Consider the following 15967-nt stretch of genomic DNA (forward strand, 5'->3'; position numbering starts at 1 on the left):
GCTCGGCTCCTCCTTTCAGACCTTGATGCAGGCCACGGAATGGCCGGGGCGTAGGTTGCGAAGCGCCGGGATTTCCGCGCGGCATTCGGCGGTGGCGATCGGACAGCGGGTGTGGAACACGCAGCCTGACGGCGGCGACAGGGGGCTCGGCAATTCGCCCTGGATCAGCCGCGGTGCCCGTGCCTTTTCGATCGCCGGATCGGGAATCGGAGCTGCATCGAGCAGGAGCCTGGTATAGGGGTGAAGCGGCCGGTCGCAGAGTTCGTCGCGGTCTGCGGTCTCCATCACACGGCCCAGATACATCACCACGATGCGCGACGAGATATGGCGCACGACCGCGAGATCATGCGCGATGAACAGATAGGACAAGCCGCGTTTGCGCTGCAGCGATTCCAGCAGATTGACGATCTGTCCCTGGATCGACACGTCGAGCGCCGACACCGCCTCGTCGCAGACGATGAATTGCGGCTCGATTGCTAGCGCACGCGCAATGCCGACGCGCTGGCGCTGGCCGCCGGAAAGCTGGTGTGGGTAGCGGTCGGCCATTTCCGGGCGCAGGCCGACTTCGTTGAGCAGAGTCGCGACCCGCTCGCGCGCCGCGGCGGTGCCGGGCGCGAGATCGTAGACGGTCAGCGGCTCGGCGATGATCTGACCGGTGGTCATGCGCGGATTGAGCGAGGAATAGGGATCCTGGAACACCGCCTGGATCTTGCGGCGCATGGTCTTGAACTCGGCGCGGCTTGCATCCGCGAAGTTGCGCCCTTCGAATGCGATCGAGCCTGAGGTCGGTGTGTCCAGCCGCAGGATCAGCCGGCCGACCGTGCTCTTGCCGCAGCCGGATTCGCCGACAAGCCCGACCGTCTCGCCGGGCCGCACGTCGAAGCTCACATCCTCCACCGCGCGCACCTGATGCGTCCGCGCCAGCATGCCGGTCTTGACCGGGAAATGTTTGGTAAGATCGCGCACCGAGATGACGGGCACCGGCGAATCCTGCCGCGCGCCATCCGCGGCCGCAATGCCGGCCTTGCTCCAGGCCAGCTTCCCGGCGGCGATCTCCGGCGCGCGCACACACGCGGAGAGGCCGCCGGTATCGGTCGGGGCGAGCGGCGGTGGGGTGTCGCAGACCGGCAGATGGAACGGGCAGCGCGGCGCAAAACGGCAGCCCGGCAATGGATCGGCGGCCGAGGGTGGCAGCCCCTCGATGGTGGCGAGCAGCCCGGTGCGCGGCCGGTCGAGCCGCGGCACCGAGCGCAGCAATCCCATCGTGTAGGGATGGCGCGGCCGGTGAAAGACCGGATCGGCTTCACCCTGTTCCGCCACGCGGCCGGAATACATCACCACAACCCGATGCGCGTAGCGGGCCACGATGCCGAGATTGTGGGTGATGATGATCAGCGCGATGCCGAGGTCACGCGACAGCGATTTCATCAGCTCGAGAATTTGCGCCTGGATGGTGACGTCGAGCGCGGTGGTCGGTTCGTCGGCGATGATGAGCTTCGGATTGCAGGCGAGCCCGATGGCGATCATCACCCGCTGCCGCATGCCGCCGGAGAATTGATGCGGATACTGCTTCAGCCTCTGCTCGGGGTCGGTGATACCCACCAGCCGCAGCAATTCCGCCGCGCGAGCATTGGCATCGCGGGTATTCATCTTGAGATGAAATTGCAGCGGCTCGATGATCTGCAGCCCGATCGGAAGCACCGGGTTGAGCGAGGTCATCGGCTCCTGAAAGATCATCGAAATCTGGCGGCCGCGGATATCCCGCATCTGCTCCTCGGGAAGCTCGAGCAGGTTGCGGCCCTCGAACAGGATACGGCCCCTGGTACGGCCGGTGCGCGGCAACAGCCGCATGATCGAATGGGCGGATACCGATTTGCCGGAGCCGGATTCGCCGACCAGTGCGACGATCTCGCCCGGGCGAACCTGCAGGCTGAAGCCCTCCACCGCGCGCACGGTGACGGTGTCGGTGGCGAAGCTGACATGCAGGTCTTCGACGCTGAGCAGCGGTTCGGGCGAGAGATCGGGCGCAGGCATACCTTCGCCGGCCCGCGCCGCAGCGCCCGACATCGGCGAGGCTGGCGCATCCCGGGCGTCCACGGCGGCCGGTTGTTGCCGACGCTCCGTCATTCCTCCCACCGGTGTCATTCCTTCTAGCGGAATGCTCTTCCACTCAGTAGGATAGAGACAGCGGATCAGCCTGACAAGCCGCGATCGGTTTCGGACGCACACTGAAAAGGACAGCAAAGTGTCGGATGAAGCAACCAGCACGGTGGTCCGCGTGGTGCGGGTTCTGCAATGCGTCGCCGAGATGGGCGGCGAAATCTCTGTCAAGGAATTCGCTCAGCGCCTGTCGCTCCCGCCAAGCACGGTGCACCGGCTGCTCAAGCTCCTTATGACACAGGGGCTGATCGAGCAGCGCGCCACGACGCAGCGCTATCGCGCCGGCCGCGAATTGTTCCGCGTCGCATCGCTCATTACCCGCCAGATCGATATCGAGGAAATCGCACGCCCGATTCTCAACGCGCTGCGCGATGCATGTCATGAGACCTGCTATTTCGCGATGTATCTGCCGGCTTCGCGCCGCTTCGTCGGCACCGTGGTGGCGCGCTCGCCGCACCCGCTCGGCTATCATTTCGAGCCGTTGATGGAGCAGAAGGTGGCATGGGGCGCGGTCGGACGCTGCATGCTGGCCTATCTGCCGGAGGATGTCGTTGCGAAGGCGGTGGCGGAGGCGGGGCCGTCGCCGGCGGGAAATCCGCCGCCGAAACTGGCCGACATGAAGACCGCCCTCAAGGATATCCGAGAACGCGGCTATGCATCGGCGGAAGGCGAAATCTTCCCCGAGGCGATCGGCTTCGCTCGCGTGGTGTTCGATGCCGACGGCAATGTGATGGGTTCGCTTGGCATCACCATGCCGATGATCCGCTACCGGCCGGCGATGCACAAGCAGCTTGCGGAACTGGTGATCGGCAAGGCGAAGGAGCTGAGCAAGGCGCTGGGTCATCGCGAGCCGGCGCAGCCGCAGGCGCTTGAGGCGGCCACACCGCGGAGGGTGCGGCGATGAGTGACGCGTTCCGGCTGATTGATCAAGGAGCGGCGCTGGTGCTCGAAATCGACCGCCCGCAGACGAAGAACAGTCTGAAACTCGTCGAAATGGAATTTTTGGGAGAGATGCTCGCGAGCGAGCGCGTGCGGAGCGCGCGCTGCCTGGTGATCCGTGGTGCCGGCACAAGCTTCTGCTCGGGGCGAGACGTGCGGGAGATCGACCCGCATGGCGAGGATGCCGAGGAAATCCTGCGCGACCGGATCGGTCCGATCCTGCAGAGGCTGTACGCGCTGCCGGCGCCGACGATTTCGTCGGTGCGGGGCGCTGCGCTCGGCTTCGGGCTGGGGCTCGCGCTCGCCTGCGACATTACGATTGCGTCCGATGACGCAGTCTTCGGCAGTCCGTTCCGGCGTATCGGTGCGGTGCTGGATTCCGGCGGGCATTATTTTTTTCAGCGGCGGCTCGGGCGCCATCGCGCGGCCGAACTGGTATTCACCGGCCGCATGCTGAGCGGCGGCGATGCCGCCGCCATCGGGCTGATCAACGAGGCGGTGCCTGCCGAGGCGCTGGCCGCGCGCACGGCGGAGCTTGCAGCGTTCATCGCAAACGGACCCACAGCGGCGTTTCGCGCGACCAAGGCGATACTCGCGCAGGATCGCGGCTTCGACGACGTGCTGGCGCTTGAAGCGCGCTATCAGAAGCAGGTGACGCGCGGGCCGGACGGGCAGGAGGGGCTTGCGGCGTTCCGTGAGCGGCGGGCTCCGGTGTTTCGGGGCGTGTGAGGTCTGCGCTCTCACCCGCTCGTCCCCGCGAACGCGGGGACCCAGAGTCCTTGCGCTCATTCCCGCTTTCGCGGGAATGAGCGGAGAAGATATCACCCCGCCTTCTTCTCCCAGAAGGTGTCGAGAAACTTGTAGAGGTTGGTGAAGTCGACATCGCGACCGAGCGTCTTCTCGGCGTCGGCGAACAACGCCGTAACATCCTGCGGCAGCGGCGCGGAAAAGCCGACATGCCGCGCGGTCTCGGCCATCACGCGCGCATCCTTCGCCGCAAGCCACAGCTTGAAATTGGCGGCGAACTTGCCCGACGTGACCTGCTGCTTCAGCACGAATTCGGTCGCGGCATTGCGCCCGTAGGATGCGTTGATGATGTCAACCATCTGCTCGGGATCGAGCCCGTATTTCTGTCCGACCAGTATTCCCTGCAACGCCGAGATCAGATTGAGTGCGGCGACATAGTTGTTGATGGTCTTCATCGCATGGCCGGAGCCCAGCGGCCCGGTATGGAAGATCGCCTTGCCCATCGCATGTAGAATTGCGTCGGCCCGTTTCACGAGGTCAGGGTCGCCGCCCACCATCAGCGTGAGCGTGCCGTCATCCGCGCCCTTCTGTGCGCCCGAGACCGGCGAGTCGATCAGGCCGATGCCGCGCGCGGCCAGCTCGGCACCGAGGCTGAGCGTGTCCGGCGGCGAGGACGACGAACAATCGATCACGATGGTGACCGCTCTCGCAGCCGCGATCGGGGCGTCGCCGCCGAGCAGGGCCGCCCGCACCACCTTGCCGTCGCCCAGCATGGTGACGACCGCGTCCTGGTTCTCGCAGGCTTCGCGTGGCGTCGCGACCGCCCTGGCGCCGCTGCGGCTCTCAAAATTTCTGCGCGCGTCTTCCGAAGGATCATAGGCCGACACCGTGAACCCGGCCTTCACGAGGTTGACCGCCATGCCGCAGCCCATGGCGCCCATTCCGAAAAAGCCGACGCGGGCCGGCGGAGCGATCGGGATATCCGACATCATGACCTCCCATTTTTTTCTGCCACTGTTCTGGTGTTGATCCGCGGCTCGCCTGAAATTGCGGTCAGTTCACCCGCTTCTCCTTCTCGCGCCAGAAGGGCTCGCGCAGCACGTTCTTCTGGATCTTGCCGGCGGCGGAAACCGGCAGCGGTTCGGTGCGCAGTTCGACGCTGCGCGGGCACTTGTAGCCGGCGATCAGATTGCGGCAATGCGCTTGCACCGCCTCGGCCGTCACGGTCGCGCCATTGCGCGGCACGACGATGGCATGCACCGCCTCGCCCCATTTCGGATCGGGAATGCCGATGACGGAGACCTCGGCCACCTCAGGCATGACCGAAATCGCATTCTCCACCTCGGTCGAGTAGACATTCTCGCCGCCCGAGATGATCATGTCCTTCAGCCGGTCGACGATGTAGATCAGCCCTTCGTCGTCCATGATCGCGGCGTCGCCGGTATGCAGCCAGCCGCCGCGCAGCGCCTTCGCGGTTTCTTCCGGCTTGTTCCAGTAGCCCTGCATCACGATAGGACCGCGCACCAGAATTTCGCCGATGGTGCCGCGCGGGACTTCGCGTCCTTCCTCGTCGGCAATGATGACCTCGACATTGGGCGGCGCCACACCGCAGGATTTCAGCCGGTCGCCCGCCACCTTCGGATCGCGCAGGTGGTGCGGGATCATGCTGCCGATCGGAGAGAGTTCGGTCATGCCCCAGCCGTGCAGGAATTTCATGTCCGGCCAGAGTTCGACCGCGCGCTTCAGCGTGCCTTCGGTGATCGGCGAGGACCCGAACATGAATTGCCGCAGGTGCGACAGATCGCGTTTTTCGATGCCGGGCGAATTCACGATCATGCCGATCATGGTCGGGACCAGCGCAATATTGGTCACCCCATGCTCGGTCATTGCGTCGAGGCAGGCCTCGACCTCGAAACGCGGGATGAAGACATGTGTGCCGGCCGCCATCGTGATCGACAGCGTCGACATGCCGTCGGTGAGGTAGCACATCGGCGCGGCGTGCAGATACACGCTGGTCGGATCGTATCCGATCATGTAGCAGCCGTTCACCGCATTGGTGACGAGATTGTCGTGACTGAGCATCACGCCTTTCGCCTTGCCGGTGCTGCCGCCGGTATAGAAAATGCCGGCAAGGTCGCTGCCGTGGCGCTCGGCGTCTTGCGCCGGTTTGCCTGCCGCGATCAGTGCTTCGTAGCCGGAAAAGCCATTCGGCGCGGGCGTGTCTGCGATGTGCAGCAACATGCGGAGCGCCGGAACGCGTTCGCGGATCGTGCGCGCGGCATCGACGAAATGCTCATCGACGACGAGAATCTCGGCGCCGGAATCCTCAAGGATGTATTGCAGTTCCGGCAGCGCGAGCCGGGTGTTCAGCGGCACGATGGCGCCGCCCGCCCACGGGATCGCATAATAGATCTCGAAATAGCGATGGCTGTTGAGTGCGAGAATGGCGACGCGTCCGCCGGTCGATAACCCGGCCTCACGAAGTACGCCCGCGGCGCGCGCGACCCGCGACACCGTCTCGCTCCATGTATGGTGATGCGCGCCGTCGATCGCGGCGACGCCGGCAGGCTTGACCTGCGCCGCGCGGCGCAGTCCCTGGGTGAGCCGTCCTCCCGTCATGCCTGATTTCGTTTATCGGAATGGCATATCACTGGATGGCACAATATCGGCTTGCTAGTTTGCGCGCAACAAACGCAAAGGGCTCGCGAATTGCGAGGGCGACGCCGGGGAAACGTCATGACCGATGCGCCTGAAATCTCGGCGACCCTTGCCCGCCATGTCAGGTCAGGCGCCGTGCCTCCCGGCGCGCGCGCAGTGACGCGCAGCGCCGTGGCCGATGCGATCGGCGTGATGACGGCCGCGAGCGGCCTCGGCGAAGGCTGTGACGCTTTCGTTGCGCTTGCCAGGGAGGGCGGGGAAGGGGGCGCGTGTACCGTGCTTGGCTTCGATTTCCGGGCCTCACCGATCATGGCCGCCTTCGCCAATGGCGCGATGGCCCATGCTCTCGATTTCGAGGATACCCACGATGCGACACTGGTGCATCCGCATGCGGCCGTGGTGCCGGCCGCGCTGGCGGTTGCGGAATTTGCCGGCGGTGTGAGCGGACGCGACTTCCTCGATGCGGTCACGATCGGCGCCGACATCTCGTGCCGCCTGGCGCTCGGCCTGACTGAAAGCGCCGAGAAGCGCGGCTTCTATTTCATCCCGATGCTGAGCGCCTATGGTGCGGCGGCGGCGGCCGCGCGGCTGCTCAAACTCTCCGAGCAGGAGATTGTCCAGAGCCTCGCGCTCGCTTCCTGCCAGGCCGTGTTCAGCGATGCGCTGGTGTCCTATCCGCCATCACATCTGCGCGCCGTGCGCGACGGCTTCAGTGCACGTGCCGGGGTGACCGCGGCGCTGCTGGCGCGCCGCGGCTTGCGGGCGTTCGACCGTCCGATCGAGGGGCCGGGCGGGCTTTATGCAAACTATGCGCGCGGCAGGTTCGATGCGGTGCGCATGCTGCATGCGCTCGGTGACGAGTATGAAGGCGCGAAGGTGAGCTTCAAGCCCTGGCCGTCCTGTCGTGGCACGCATGCTTTCGTCGAGGCGGCGCTGTCGCTCGCGCGCGACCACTCTGTCGATATCGAGCGCATCGCCCGGGTCGATGTCACCGTGAGTCCGTTCTTTGCGATACTGTGCGAGCCGCCGCAGCAGAAACGCCGTCCCAAGACGGCGATCGATGCGAAATTCTCCATTCCCTTCACGGTCGCGCTGGCGCTCAGGCAGGGCGATGTGACATTGCGGGATTTTTCACCGGAGCGGCTCGCCGACCCGGAACTGCACGTGCTCGCCGACAAGGTACACCACGTCGTGGAGCCGGGCTGGACCCTGGAGCAGTCGACGCGCGGCGCGCTGACGCTGTCGCTCGCGGACGGCAGGAGGCTGGCGCGTGAAGTGATCGATCCGCTCGGCCACCCGCTCAATCCGATGGACGAGCGCGCGATGAGGCGGAAATTCGAGGATTGTATCGCAAGCGCACGTCATTCGCGCGATCCGGCGATCGCCCGGCAACTCGCCGAACGTCTCGACCGGATCGAGAAGATTGCAGATATGCGGGAGTTATTTTTTCAAAGCACCGCGTAATAGTCGAAGATCGAATGATCGGTGCGCCGCTCGGCCGAGCCGACGATGATCGTGCGCGTCAGCCAGTCGTGCTTTCCGACCGGCGTCTCGAAGCTGGGTGCAACCCGCATGTAATATTCCGACGGCTCGACCGGCTCGAGCGCCTCCTGGCGCGCGGCGACATCCGGCGGCGCATGACGGAACCCGCGATTGATCATGTAGATCGGGGTGCCGTCGTCGGCTTCCAGCATGTAGCGCGCATCGAAACCCACGGTGTGGTCGTCGCGATATAGCGCCCAGTCGCCGCCGCTGTTCGGCACCACGCGACCGTTCAGCCGCGGTCCTTCGACGGTGCCGCCCGCCGCCGAGACGAAGCCGCGGGTGCTGCCCTGTGGCAGCGGACCGAACTTCTGCCGGATGCCGAGCAGCATCTTGATCCTGAACACGAACTCGAGTCTGGGCGTGACGGGCGCCATGTTTTCCTCCGGTTGTCGTTCTTGCCCTGCGGACTTGGCGCGAGGGTGCCGGCCGTTGCCAGCTCGAATTTGGAATGTCATTCTGCTGAACGAAACGTCGTGCTGTCAACGCCAGGTGGGGAGGAGGTATGTCCGCAGCCCGTCCATCGCCGGACGACACCTTCGACGCCGTGATCGTGGGCGGCGGTTCGGCGGGTTGCGTGCTGGCCGGCCGGCTCAGCGAAGACCCGTCTGTCCGCGTCTGTCTGATCGAGGCAGGGCCACGCGATCGCCATCCCCTGATCCATGTTCCGCTCGGCGTGACCTGGCTGATTAAGCATCCGAGGCTGAACTGGCGCTATTGGTCGCAGCCGCAGCAGCACGTCGCCGGCCGCAAGATATTCCTGCCGCGCGGGCGCGTGCTTGGCGGATCGAGCGCGATCAACGGCTCGATCTATATGCGCGGGCACCGGTCCGATTATGACGACTGGGCGGCGTGGGGAAATTCGGGCTGGTCCTATGCAGAGGTACTGCCCTATTTCAAAAAGTCCGAGAACAACGAGCAGTTCACCGCCTCGCCCTATCACGGCATCGGCGGCCCGCTGAATGTCGCCGACTGCGAGAGCTACAATCCGCTTACCGACATGATGCTGGACGCGGCGGCTTCGCTGCAGCTTCCACGCACGGAAGACTTCAACGGCCGCAAGCAGGAGGGCTTCGGCCGCAGGCAGGTCACGGTTCGCGACGGGCGGCGTGAATCCGCAGCGACCGCGTTTCTGCGCGATGCGAAAGCGCGCAAGAACCTGACCATCCTCTGTGATGCGCTGGCGTCGCATGTCACCTTCGAGGGACGGCGTGCGACCGGTGTCGAGATCGTGCAGGCCGGACAACGGCGCAGCATCAACGCGCGCCGCGAAGTTATTCTCTCCGCCGGTGCGTTTGCCTCGCCCGCAATCCTGATGCGCTCGGGCATCGGCGATGGCGCGCAACTGCAAGAGCAGGGCATCGGCGTCGTGCATCACGCACCGCAGGTCGGACGCAATCTGCAGGATCACATTTCGTCGCCGGTGCAATATTCCACTCCGACCACCATCCCCTACGGTATCTCCTGGCGAACGTTGCCATGGCTGACCGGAACCATCGTGAATTACGCGCTGTTCCGGCGCGGCATTCTCGCCAATACCGGTCTGCAGGCTGGCGGCTTCGTGCGTTCCAAACCGGGGCTTGAGCGGCCGGATATCCAGTTCATCCTGATGCCGGCCGAGCGCACGCCCGACGGCCGGATGGGCATCGGTCACGGCTACGGTCTGATCACCCTTTTGCTTCGCCCGAAAAGCAGTGGCACCGTGAAGCTGGCGGGGTGCGCTCCCGATCTTGCGCCGGTGATCGACCCGGCCTTCTACAGCGAGCCGGACGATCTCGACGACATGCTGCGGGGTCTGCGGCTGGCGCGCCGCATCATGGAAGCCCCGGCATGGGAGCGTGTGCGCGGCGCGGAAATCCGGCCCGGTCCGCAGGCGCAAAGCGACGAGGCGCTGAAGGACTATATCCGCGCCTCGTCGCAGACCTGTTTCCATCCGGTCGGCACCTGCGCGATGGGCAAGGACGCGAGCGACGTTGTCGATGCGGAACTTCGCGTCCGCGGTGTCGAGGGACTGCGCGTGGTCGATGCAGCGATCATCCCGCGCATGATCGGCGGCAATACCAATGCGCCGGTGATCATGATCGCGGAAAAGGCTGCCGACATGATCCGCGGGCGGCCGCCCTTGCCGGCCATGGTGGACGTTTGATCGACCGTTGAGGCAGGACGACGATTGCGATCAAGCCAATGTGACACGTAGCCGACGCAGTGAATTCTCCGCAAACTTGTTCACCCGCATCTTTGACTTTAGGATCGACTGGAGATGTTCCTTCCGGAGGTTCGACAGATGGCGTCCGTTTCGAGGCTTGCCGTCGCCACCGTGTGCTCGGCAATCGCGGGAGGGACCGCAGCGCAAGCGCAAACGCCGCTTCGCCTTCACGACGCGGTCGCTGTGGCGCAACGTCCGCTGCTCTGCCCCGATCGCGGCAGTGCCAGTCTGGTTTTTCCGGTGATGACGCGCGCCGCCAATGCGCGTGCCGAACGTGATCCCGACAAGGCGCAGCGCCTGACCGAGATCGCCACGCGTCTGCAGGGCGAAATTTGCCGCAAGGCCGCGGACGACGATGTGGTGATCCTGCGCTGCAAGCTTGGGCAGGCCGACGCCGGCGGCGCGCCGCTTGCCCTGGTGAAGGTCAGTGCGGTGATCCGAAGCGAGGCGGCGAAAGGCGAGCAGCCATTCTATGCGGTGACGAACCTGCAGATTGAAGACGCCACGGCCGGGCCGACGACGCAGGAAGCCAATACGCGCTGGTGCGGCGACGAGCGCGCCGCCCGGCGGATCGAGGACGCGGCCGGCGGTACGGAGCGAAAATCCGAGGAGCCGTTTGATGCGACCGCGGACATCGTGTTGCGGGTGCAGCAGCGGCTGTTCGATTTCGGCCTGCGCACCGAGAATCTGGACGGCAATCTCAACCAGGAGACGGTGCGCAATCTCGTCCAGTTCCAGAAATTCGCGGGCCTGAACGCGGACGGGCGCCTGACCCGCCCGACCATCGAAAGGCTGATGACCACGCCCGCGCCGTCTCCATGGGTGACGATTGCGTTCGACGGCTTCGGCAACTTTGCCGCCGAGACCGGGCGCACGCGGCGCGATACCGAGCTGATGGCGCTCGAGCGAATGCAGCGGCGCTCGAGTCGCGACGTCAAGATATCCTCGGTTGCGGCGCCCAACTGCCTCGGCCTTGCGATAACGCGCTACACCGAGAGGGGTCGGCGCCAGCGCACCAATTTCACGCAGGCGTTCACCAGCGGCGGCGATTCCGCGGATGTGGCCGCGCGCAATGCGCGCGATTATTGCGAGCGGGAAAAAGGCGGCGGACAATGTCAGGTCCGCTACGCGCTGTGCGCGGACGGCAGCGGCGGCAATCGCGCACCCGACGAAGGCGACCGTCGTCGGAACAGGAACGACCAGCAGGACGAGGTTCGCCGGCATGATCGCAATTCGCCACCGGTGAATTCGCCCCCGCCGCAGCAACGGTTCGATCCGAAAGATGTCACGGTCAACTCGCAGATCGGTCCGAAACCGCGCTTCGATCCGGACTCGCTGTCGATCAATGCGCCGCCCTCGCAGGAACGGCCATCCGCTCCAGGCCAGCGCTTCGATCCAAAGGACATGCCGGCGAATTCGCCGAATCCGAACCTGCGCTGACCGTCAGCGCCGCGGCAACGGCGCGTTGACCGGAATCGTGGTGGCGTCGAAGCGCTCCTTCGGCACGTCGCCGCCTGGCGTCGGCGCAAAGGGGAGGTCCTTGACGCGGCGCAGCGCGCCTTCCATGGCCGGGCCCAGCGCCCCGTTGATCGGCCCGTCATAAGCGCCCGCGCGTTGCAGCAGGCGCTGCAGCTCGATGCGAAAATCCCGGGTCCAGGCATTCGGACGCTCGACCATCATCCGGATCGAATAGTCGTGGCCAAGCCGGATTGCGGCATAGAGCCAGCGCGCCGCCCGCGCCGGGTCGTAGGGTAGGCCCTCGCCGGTATCGTAGGCCATGGCGGTGTTGAACATGCCGAAATTATCGCCCTGATGCGCCGCCAGCAGATAGAAATGCACGGCCGCCTTCTGATCCTTCGGAACGCCAAGGCCATTGTTCAGCATCCAGCCGTAATTGGTCAGCGCGGCGAAATAGCCGCGCTCGACCAGACTGCGATAGAGCGCCGCCGATTCCTCGTTTGCCTTGGTCTTCTGCAGCGAACGTGCAAGCTGAAACTCAAAGCGTGGCGTGTTTGGATATTGTGCGAGCGCGGCACGGCAGGCCGTGACCCCCTCGCCGCCGTTCAACTGGCCAATCGTCACGCCCGGCGTCACCCGTTCCGGGTCGCTCGCGCTGCCGGCGATGACATCGCAGGGATGCACGGGAGGCTTGCCGGTGCGGACCGCGTTGCGGTCGGGCGGAATGAGGATCGCGGTCTGATCCTTCGGCGGCTTGCGGTCGCGTCCGGGGTCAGGGTGCGGTGTCGCGTTCTTGTTCTTGCCCGCCGATGTCCGGAAAAAGAAGTCCTCGACCATGGCGTGGCTGTCCCACGGCAATTGCTCCTTGTTGGTGGCGTCCTGGACGTCCTTGCGCACGCGCTTGAGCATGTCGATCACGTCGATATCCGGTGTGCTGATATGGCGGGCGAGCGAACCGGAATAGATGCTGTTGTCGCCGTCGCCGTCGAGCGCGACGTGATAAGGCTGCGTCGAGTACGAAATCAGCGTGCCGGCACCCGCATAGACGCTGGCAAGCCCGGTGCCCACCGCATTGCTGCGCTCGCCGAGCGCCCTGGACAGCTTGTCGCCGAGCGGATTGTCGCGGCAGGCATCCATGATCACGATGTTGGTGATGCGGTGATGCACCAGCTTGTTCAGCACGATGTCCATCGCCACCAGCTGAAACGGCAGGTCGGCTTCGTCCGAAAGCTTCGCATCGACAGGGACCATGTAGTTGCGGCCGTCGACCTGCAGGCCGTGTCCGGCATAGTAGAACACCGCGGCCTGCGCGCCGTGGAGCGTTTCGGAGAAATCGAGAACGCTCTTCTCGAATCCGGACTTGCCGAGGTCGGTGCCCAGCATCACGCTGAACCCCAGCTCGCGCAGCGACTGCGCAACCGCCTTCGCGTCGTTGACCGGATTTTTCAGCGGCGTGACCGTGCCGTAATTCCCGTTTCCGATCACCAGCGCGACGCGCTTCTGTGCAACCGCAGGGACGGCCAGGCCGATCAGGATCAGCAGGCAGAGGGGAAAAATGCGGGGGCGGACCATGTCGCAATCCGAGGGTTCAGGTGCGGACGTGTGAAAAGTCTAATGAAACGGCTCACCCGCCGCCAGTACGCGGTTCCCGGGGCCCGGTCACGAAGCTGCGAACCGCGGTAGCGCGCCCCTTGCGCCTGCGCTAGAAGGCGGCCATGACGACCTATGACCGCAAGCCACTGACACCTCCCGGCGGGCACCGGCGAGTGCTGCTGCATTCCTGCTGCGCGCCCTGCTCCGGAGAGGTGATGGAAGCGATGCTGGCGTCGGGGATCGACTACACGATCTTCTTCTACAATCCGAATATCCATCCCGAGCGCGAATATCTGCTGCGCAAGGACGAGAATGTCCGCTTTGCCGAACAGCACGGCGTGCCGTTCGTTGATGCCGATTACGACAAGGACAACTGGTTTGCCCGTGCCAAGGGCATGGAATGGGAGCCGGAGCGGGGCATCCGCTGCACCATGTGCTTCGACATGCGCTTCGAGCGCACTGCGCTCTACGCTCACGAGCATGGCTTCCCGGTAATGACCTCCTCGCTCGGGATTTCGCGCTGGAAGAACATGGCGCAGATCAATGATTGCGGTATCCGCGCCGCCGGCCGCTATGAGGGACTGAGCTACTGGGATTTCAACTGGCGCAAGGGCGGCGGCGCCGCGCGCATGATCGAGATTTCCAAGCGCGAGGAGTTCTACCAGCAGGAATATTGCGGCTGCGTCTATTCGCTGCGCGACACCAACCAGCATCGCCGCAGCCAGGGCCGCGAACCGATCGAGATCGGCACCAAGTTTTACGGGCGGGATGAGGATTAGAACCGCTTCGTAGCCCGCATAAGCGAAGCGATATGCGGGACAAGTGCCCGGATTTCGCTTCGCTCCATCCGGGCTACAAAGCCGTCAGGCCGCGCTGCGGCGAAGGATTCCGCCTTTCGGCGCGAACAGAAAGGCCAGTGCAAAGAACAGCGCCTGGACCAGCACGATGCAGGCGCCGGTCGCTCCGTCGATATGGAAGCTGACGACGGTGCCGATGAATGCCGACGTCAGCGCGACCGCGGCGGCGATCACGAGCATCCGTTCGAAGCTGTCGGTGAGGAGATAGGCGGTAGCGCCCGGCCCGATCAGCATCGCGATCACGAGGATGATGCCGACCGCCTTCAGCGAAGCCACGATGGTGAGCGCGAGCAGTACCAGCAGGCCGTAATGCAGCACCCTTACGGGCAGGCCGATGGAGCGGGCATGGTTCGGATCGAAGCAATAGAGCAGAAGATCGCGCCACTTGAGAAGAACGATCAGCAGCGTCCCGCCGGCGACGATCCCGGTCTCGATCAGATCGCGCGTGGTGACGCCTAGCACATTGCCGAACAGAATATGATTGAGATGCTGCTCGGTTTCGACCTTGGTGAACAGCACCAGCCCGAAGCCGAACATGCCCGAAAACACGATGCCCATCACCGTGTCTTCCTTGATCCGGCTGTTCTCCTTGAGATAGCCGGTAAATAGCGCGCAGCTCAGTCCCGCCGCGAACGCGCCGATCGCCAGCGGAATGCTCAGCAAATAGGCGATCACGATGCCCGGCAGCACCGCATGCGAAATGGCGTCGCCCATCAGCGACCAGCCCTTCAGCACGAGATAGCAGGAAAGAACGGCGCAGACCGCGGCGACGAGCAGCGATACCACCAATGCGCGCTGCATGAACGGATAGGATAGCGGCAACGCCACGAAATCGTAGAGCGTGGTCATGCCGCGAGCTCCGCGCCGCTGACGCGCCGCCTGCGCGCGGCCAGCAGGCCGTGCCTCGGGGCGAAGATGAAGGCCGCAAGGAAGACCAGCGTTTGCAGCGTCACGATCACGCCGCCGGTCGCGCCGTCGACGAAATAGCTGATATAGGCGCCGAGGAAGCTCGTGCCGGTGCCGAGCGCGATCGAAATCAGGATCAGCCGTCCGAAGCGGTCGGTCAGGAGATAGGCGGTGGCTCCGGGCGTCACCACCATCGCGATCACCAGGCAGGCGCCGACGGTCTGCAGAGCCGCCACCGTGCAGGCGGACAGCAGGGTGAAGAACAATATCTTCAGAAAGCCGGCATTGATGCCGATCGAGCGTGCGTGGTTCTCATCAAAGAACGTGACCATGAGGTCCTTCCAGATCAGGGCGAGGACCGCCAGCGAAACTGCCGCGATGATCGCGACCTGCATCACATCCTCGTCGGATATGGCGAGAATGTTGCCGAGCACGATGGTCTGGATCGATACGGATGTCGGCCAGATCGAGGCCATCAGCAGACCGAGCGCGAACAGCGCGGTGAAGACTAGGCCGATCACGGCATCCTCCCGCAGCCGCGAATTGCGCTTGACGAATTGCATCGCGAACGATGCCAGAATGCCGGCAAAGAAGGCGCCGACGGCGAACGGCGCGCCGAGGATATAGGCGCCTGCCACCCCCGGGACGATCGAATGGGCGAGCGCGTCGCCCATCAGCGACCATCCCTTCAGCATCAGATAGGCCGACAGGAAGGCGCAGACGCCACCGACCAGCGCGCTCACCCACATCGCCTTCAGCATGTAATTGTAGCTGAACGGCACCAGCAATTCGGCGAGAAGGTCGGTCATGCGCTTGATCTGGAACCGCTCGTCCCCGCGAAGGCGGGGACCCAGCGCAAGAAAGACTGGATTCCCGCTTTCGCGGGAATGAGCGGAGAGAT

At 64.7% G+C, this 15967-nt stretch carries 13 protein-coding genes; 6 read left to right on the top strand and 7 right to left on the bottom strand.

The window, feature by feature from the left end; translation table 11 throughout:
- Positions 1–15 precede the first annotated feature (15 nt).
- Positions 16–2127, bottom strand: a complete 2112-nt coding sequence (locus AB7F49_RS16540) for a dipeptide ABC transporter ATP-binding protein (RefSeq protein ID WP_428524218.1) — start codon at positions 2125–2127, stop codon at positions 16–18.
- 118 nt (positions 2128–2245) lie between these two features.
- Here AB7F49_RS16540 and AB7F49_RS16545 point away from each other — a divergent pair, with 118 nt between their 5' ends.
- Positions 2246–3064, top strand: coding sequence for an IclR family transcriptional regulator (locus tag AB7F49_RS16545; protein ID WP_428524220.1), 819 nt, complete (start codon positions 2246–2248; stop codon positions 3062–3064).
- Positions 3061–3828, top strand: a complete 768-nt coding sequence (locus AB7F49_RS16550; protein ID WP_428524222.1) for an enoyl-CoA hydratase/isomerase family protein — start codon at positions 3061–3063, stop codon at positions 3826–3828. Before AB7F49_RS16545 ends, AB7F49_RS16550 begins: the two co-directional genes overlap by 4 nt.
- A 92-nt stretch (positions 3829–3920) precedes the next feature.
- On the opposite strand, the gene AB7F49_RS16555 is transcribed toward AB7F49_RS16550, so the two are convergent.
- Positions 3921–4835, bottom strand: coding sequence for an NAD(P)-dependent oxidoreductase (locus AB7F49_RS16555; protein ID WP_428524224.1), 915 nt, complete (start codon positions 4833–4835; stop codon positions 3921–3923).
- Between the two features lie 64 nt (positions 4836–4899).
- Complete coding sequence (locus tag AB7F49_RS16560; RefSeq protein WP_428524226.1) at positions 4900–6465, bottom strand: class I adenylate-forming enzyme family protein; 1566 nt, start codon at positions 6463–6465, stop codon at positions 4900–4902.
- 117 nt (positions 6466–6582) lie between these two features.
- On the opposite strand from AB7F49_RS16560, the gene AB7F49_RS16565 reads away from it, so the two are divergent.
- Entirely contained in the window at positions 6583–7968 is a 1386-nt protein-coding gene (locus AB7F49_RS16565; protein WP_428524228.1) for an MmgE/PrpD family protein, read from the top strand.
- Here AB7F49_RS16565 and AB7F49_RS16570 read toward each other — a convergent pair.
- Positions 7953–8423, bottom strand: coding sequence for a DUF3237 family protein (locus tag AB7F49_RS16570; protein ID WP_428524230.1), 471 nt, complete (start codon positions 8421–8423; stop codon positions 7953–7955). The two genes, AB7F49_RS16565 and AB7F49_RS16570, sit on opposite strands and share 16 nt — an antisense overlap.
- Before the next feature lie 128 nt (positions 8424–8551).
- Here AB7F49_RS16570 and AB7F49_RS16575 point away from each other — a divergent pair, with 128 nt between their 5' ends.
- Positions 8552–10192 (top strand): GMC family oxidoreductase, encoded by a 1641-nt coding sequence (locus AB7F49_RS16575; RefSeq protein WP_428524232.1) that lies wholly within the window; start codon positions 8552–8554, stop codon positions 10190–10192.
- A gap of 138 nt (positions 10193–10330) precedes the next feature.
- Positions 10331–11692, top strand: a complete 1362-nt coding sequence (locus AB7F49_RS16580; RefSeq protein WP_428524234.1) for a peptidoglycan-binding domain-containing protein — start codon at positions 10331–10333, stop codon at positions 11690–11692.
- A gap of 3 nt (positions 11693–11695) precedes the next feature.
- Here AB7F49_RS16580 and AB7F49_RS16585 read toward each other — a convergent pair whose 3' ends face one another.
- Positions 11696–13282, bottom strand: a complete 1587-nt coding sequence (locus tag AB7F49_RS16585; RefSeq protein WP_428524236.1) for a caspase family protein — start codon at positions 13280–13282, stop codon at positions 11696–11698.
- A gap of 143 nt (positions 13283–13425) precedes the next feature.
- On the opposite strand from AB7F49_RS16585, the gene AB7F49_RS16590 reads away from it, so the two are divergent.
- Complete coding sequence (locus tag AB7F49_RS16590; RefSeq protein ID WP_428524238.1) at positions 13426–14082, top strand: epoxyqueuosine reductase QueH; 657 nt, start codon at positions 13426–13428, stop codon at positions 14080–14082.
- A gap of 84 nt (positions 14083–14166) precedes the next feature.
- Here the strand turns inward: AB7F49_RS16590 and AB7F49_RS16595 are convergent, their stop codons facing one another.
- Together AB7F49_RS16595 and AB7F49_RS16600 are read right to left on the bottom strand one after the other, a co-directional pair.
- The gene (locus tag AB7F49_RS16595) at positions 14167–15009 is read right to left on the bottom strand and encodes a metal ABC transporter permease (RefSeq protein ID WP_428524240.1); all 843 of its coding nucleotides are present in this window, start codon (positions 15007–15009) and stop codon (positions 14167–14169) included.
- Complete coding sequence (locus tag AB7F49_RS16600) at positions 15006–15875, bottom strand: metal ABC transporter permease (RefSeq protein ID WP_428524242.1); 870 nt, start codon at positions 15873–15875, stop codon at positions 15006–15008. The genes AB7F49_RS16595 and AB7F49_RS16600 overlap by 4 nt, the downstream gene beginning before the upstream one ends.
- Positions 15876–15967 lie beyond the last annotated feature (92 nt).

Origin of the sequence: Pseudorhodoplanes sp. (genome assembly GCF_050250235.1) — a bacterium.
Taxonomy (GTDB): Bacteria; Pseudomonadota; Alphaproteobacteria; order Rhizobiales; family Xanthobacteraceae; genus Pseudorhodoplanes.

Coding starts and splice junctions, on each gene's coding strand:
- AB7F49_RS16540 (WP_428524218.1), bottom strand. CDS start 2,127: ATGACGGAGCGTCGGCAACAACCGGCCGCCGTGGACGCCCGGGATGCG.
- AB7F49_RS16580 (WP_428524234.1), top strand. CDS start 10,331: ATGGCGTCCGTTTCGAGGCTTGCCGTCGCCACCGTGTGCTCGGCAATC.
- AB7F49_RS16555 (WP_428524224.1), bottom strand. CDS start 4,835: ATGTCGGATATCCCGATCGCTCCGCCGGCCCGCGTCGGCTTTTTCGGA.
- AB7F49_RS16565 (WP_428524228.1), top strand. CDS start 6,583: ATGACCGATGCGCCTGAAATCTCGGCGACCCTTGCCCGCCATGTCAGG.
- AB7F49_RS16590 (WP_428524238.1), top strand. CDS start 13,426: ATGACGACCTATGACCGCAAGCCACTGACACCTCCCGGCGGGCACCGG.
- AB7F49_RS16600 (WP_428524242.1), bottom strand. CDS start 15,875: ATGACCGACCTTCTCGCCGAATTGCTGGTGCCGTTCAGCTACAATTAC.
- AB7F49_RS16595 (WP_428524240.1), bottom strand. CDS start 15,009: ATGACCACGCTCTACGATTTCGTGGCGTTGCCGCTATCCTATCCGTTC.
- AB7F49_RS16560 (WP_428524226.1), bottom strand. CDS start 6,465: ATGACGGGAGGACGGCTCACCCAGGGACTGCGCCGCGCGGCGCAGGTC.
- AB7F49_RS16570 (WP_428524230.1), bottom strand. CDS start 8,423: ATGGCGCCCGTCACGCCCAGACTCGAGTTCGTGTTCAGGATCAAGATG.
- AB7F49_RS16585 (WP_428524236.1), bottom strand. CDS start 13,282: ATGGTCCGCCCCCGCATTTTTCCCCTCTGCCTGCTGATCCTGATCGGC.
- AB7F49_RS16575 (WP_428524232.1), top strand. CDS start 8,552: ATGTCCGCAGCCCGTCCATCGCCGGACGACACCTTCGACGCCGTGATC.
- AB7F49_RS16550 (WP_428524222.1), top strand. CDS start 3,061: ATGAGTGACGCGTTCCGGCTGATTGATCAAGGAGCGGCGCTGGTGCTC.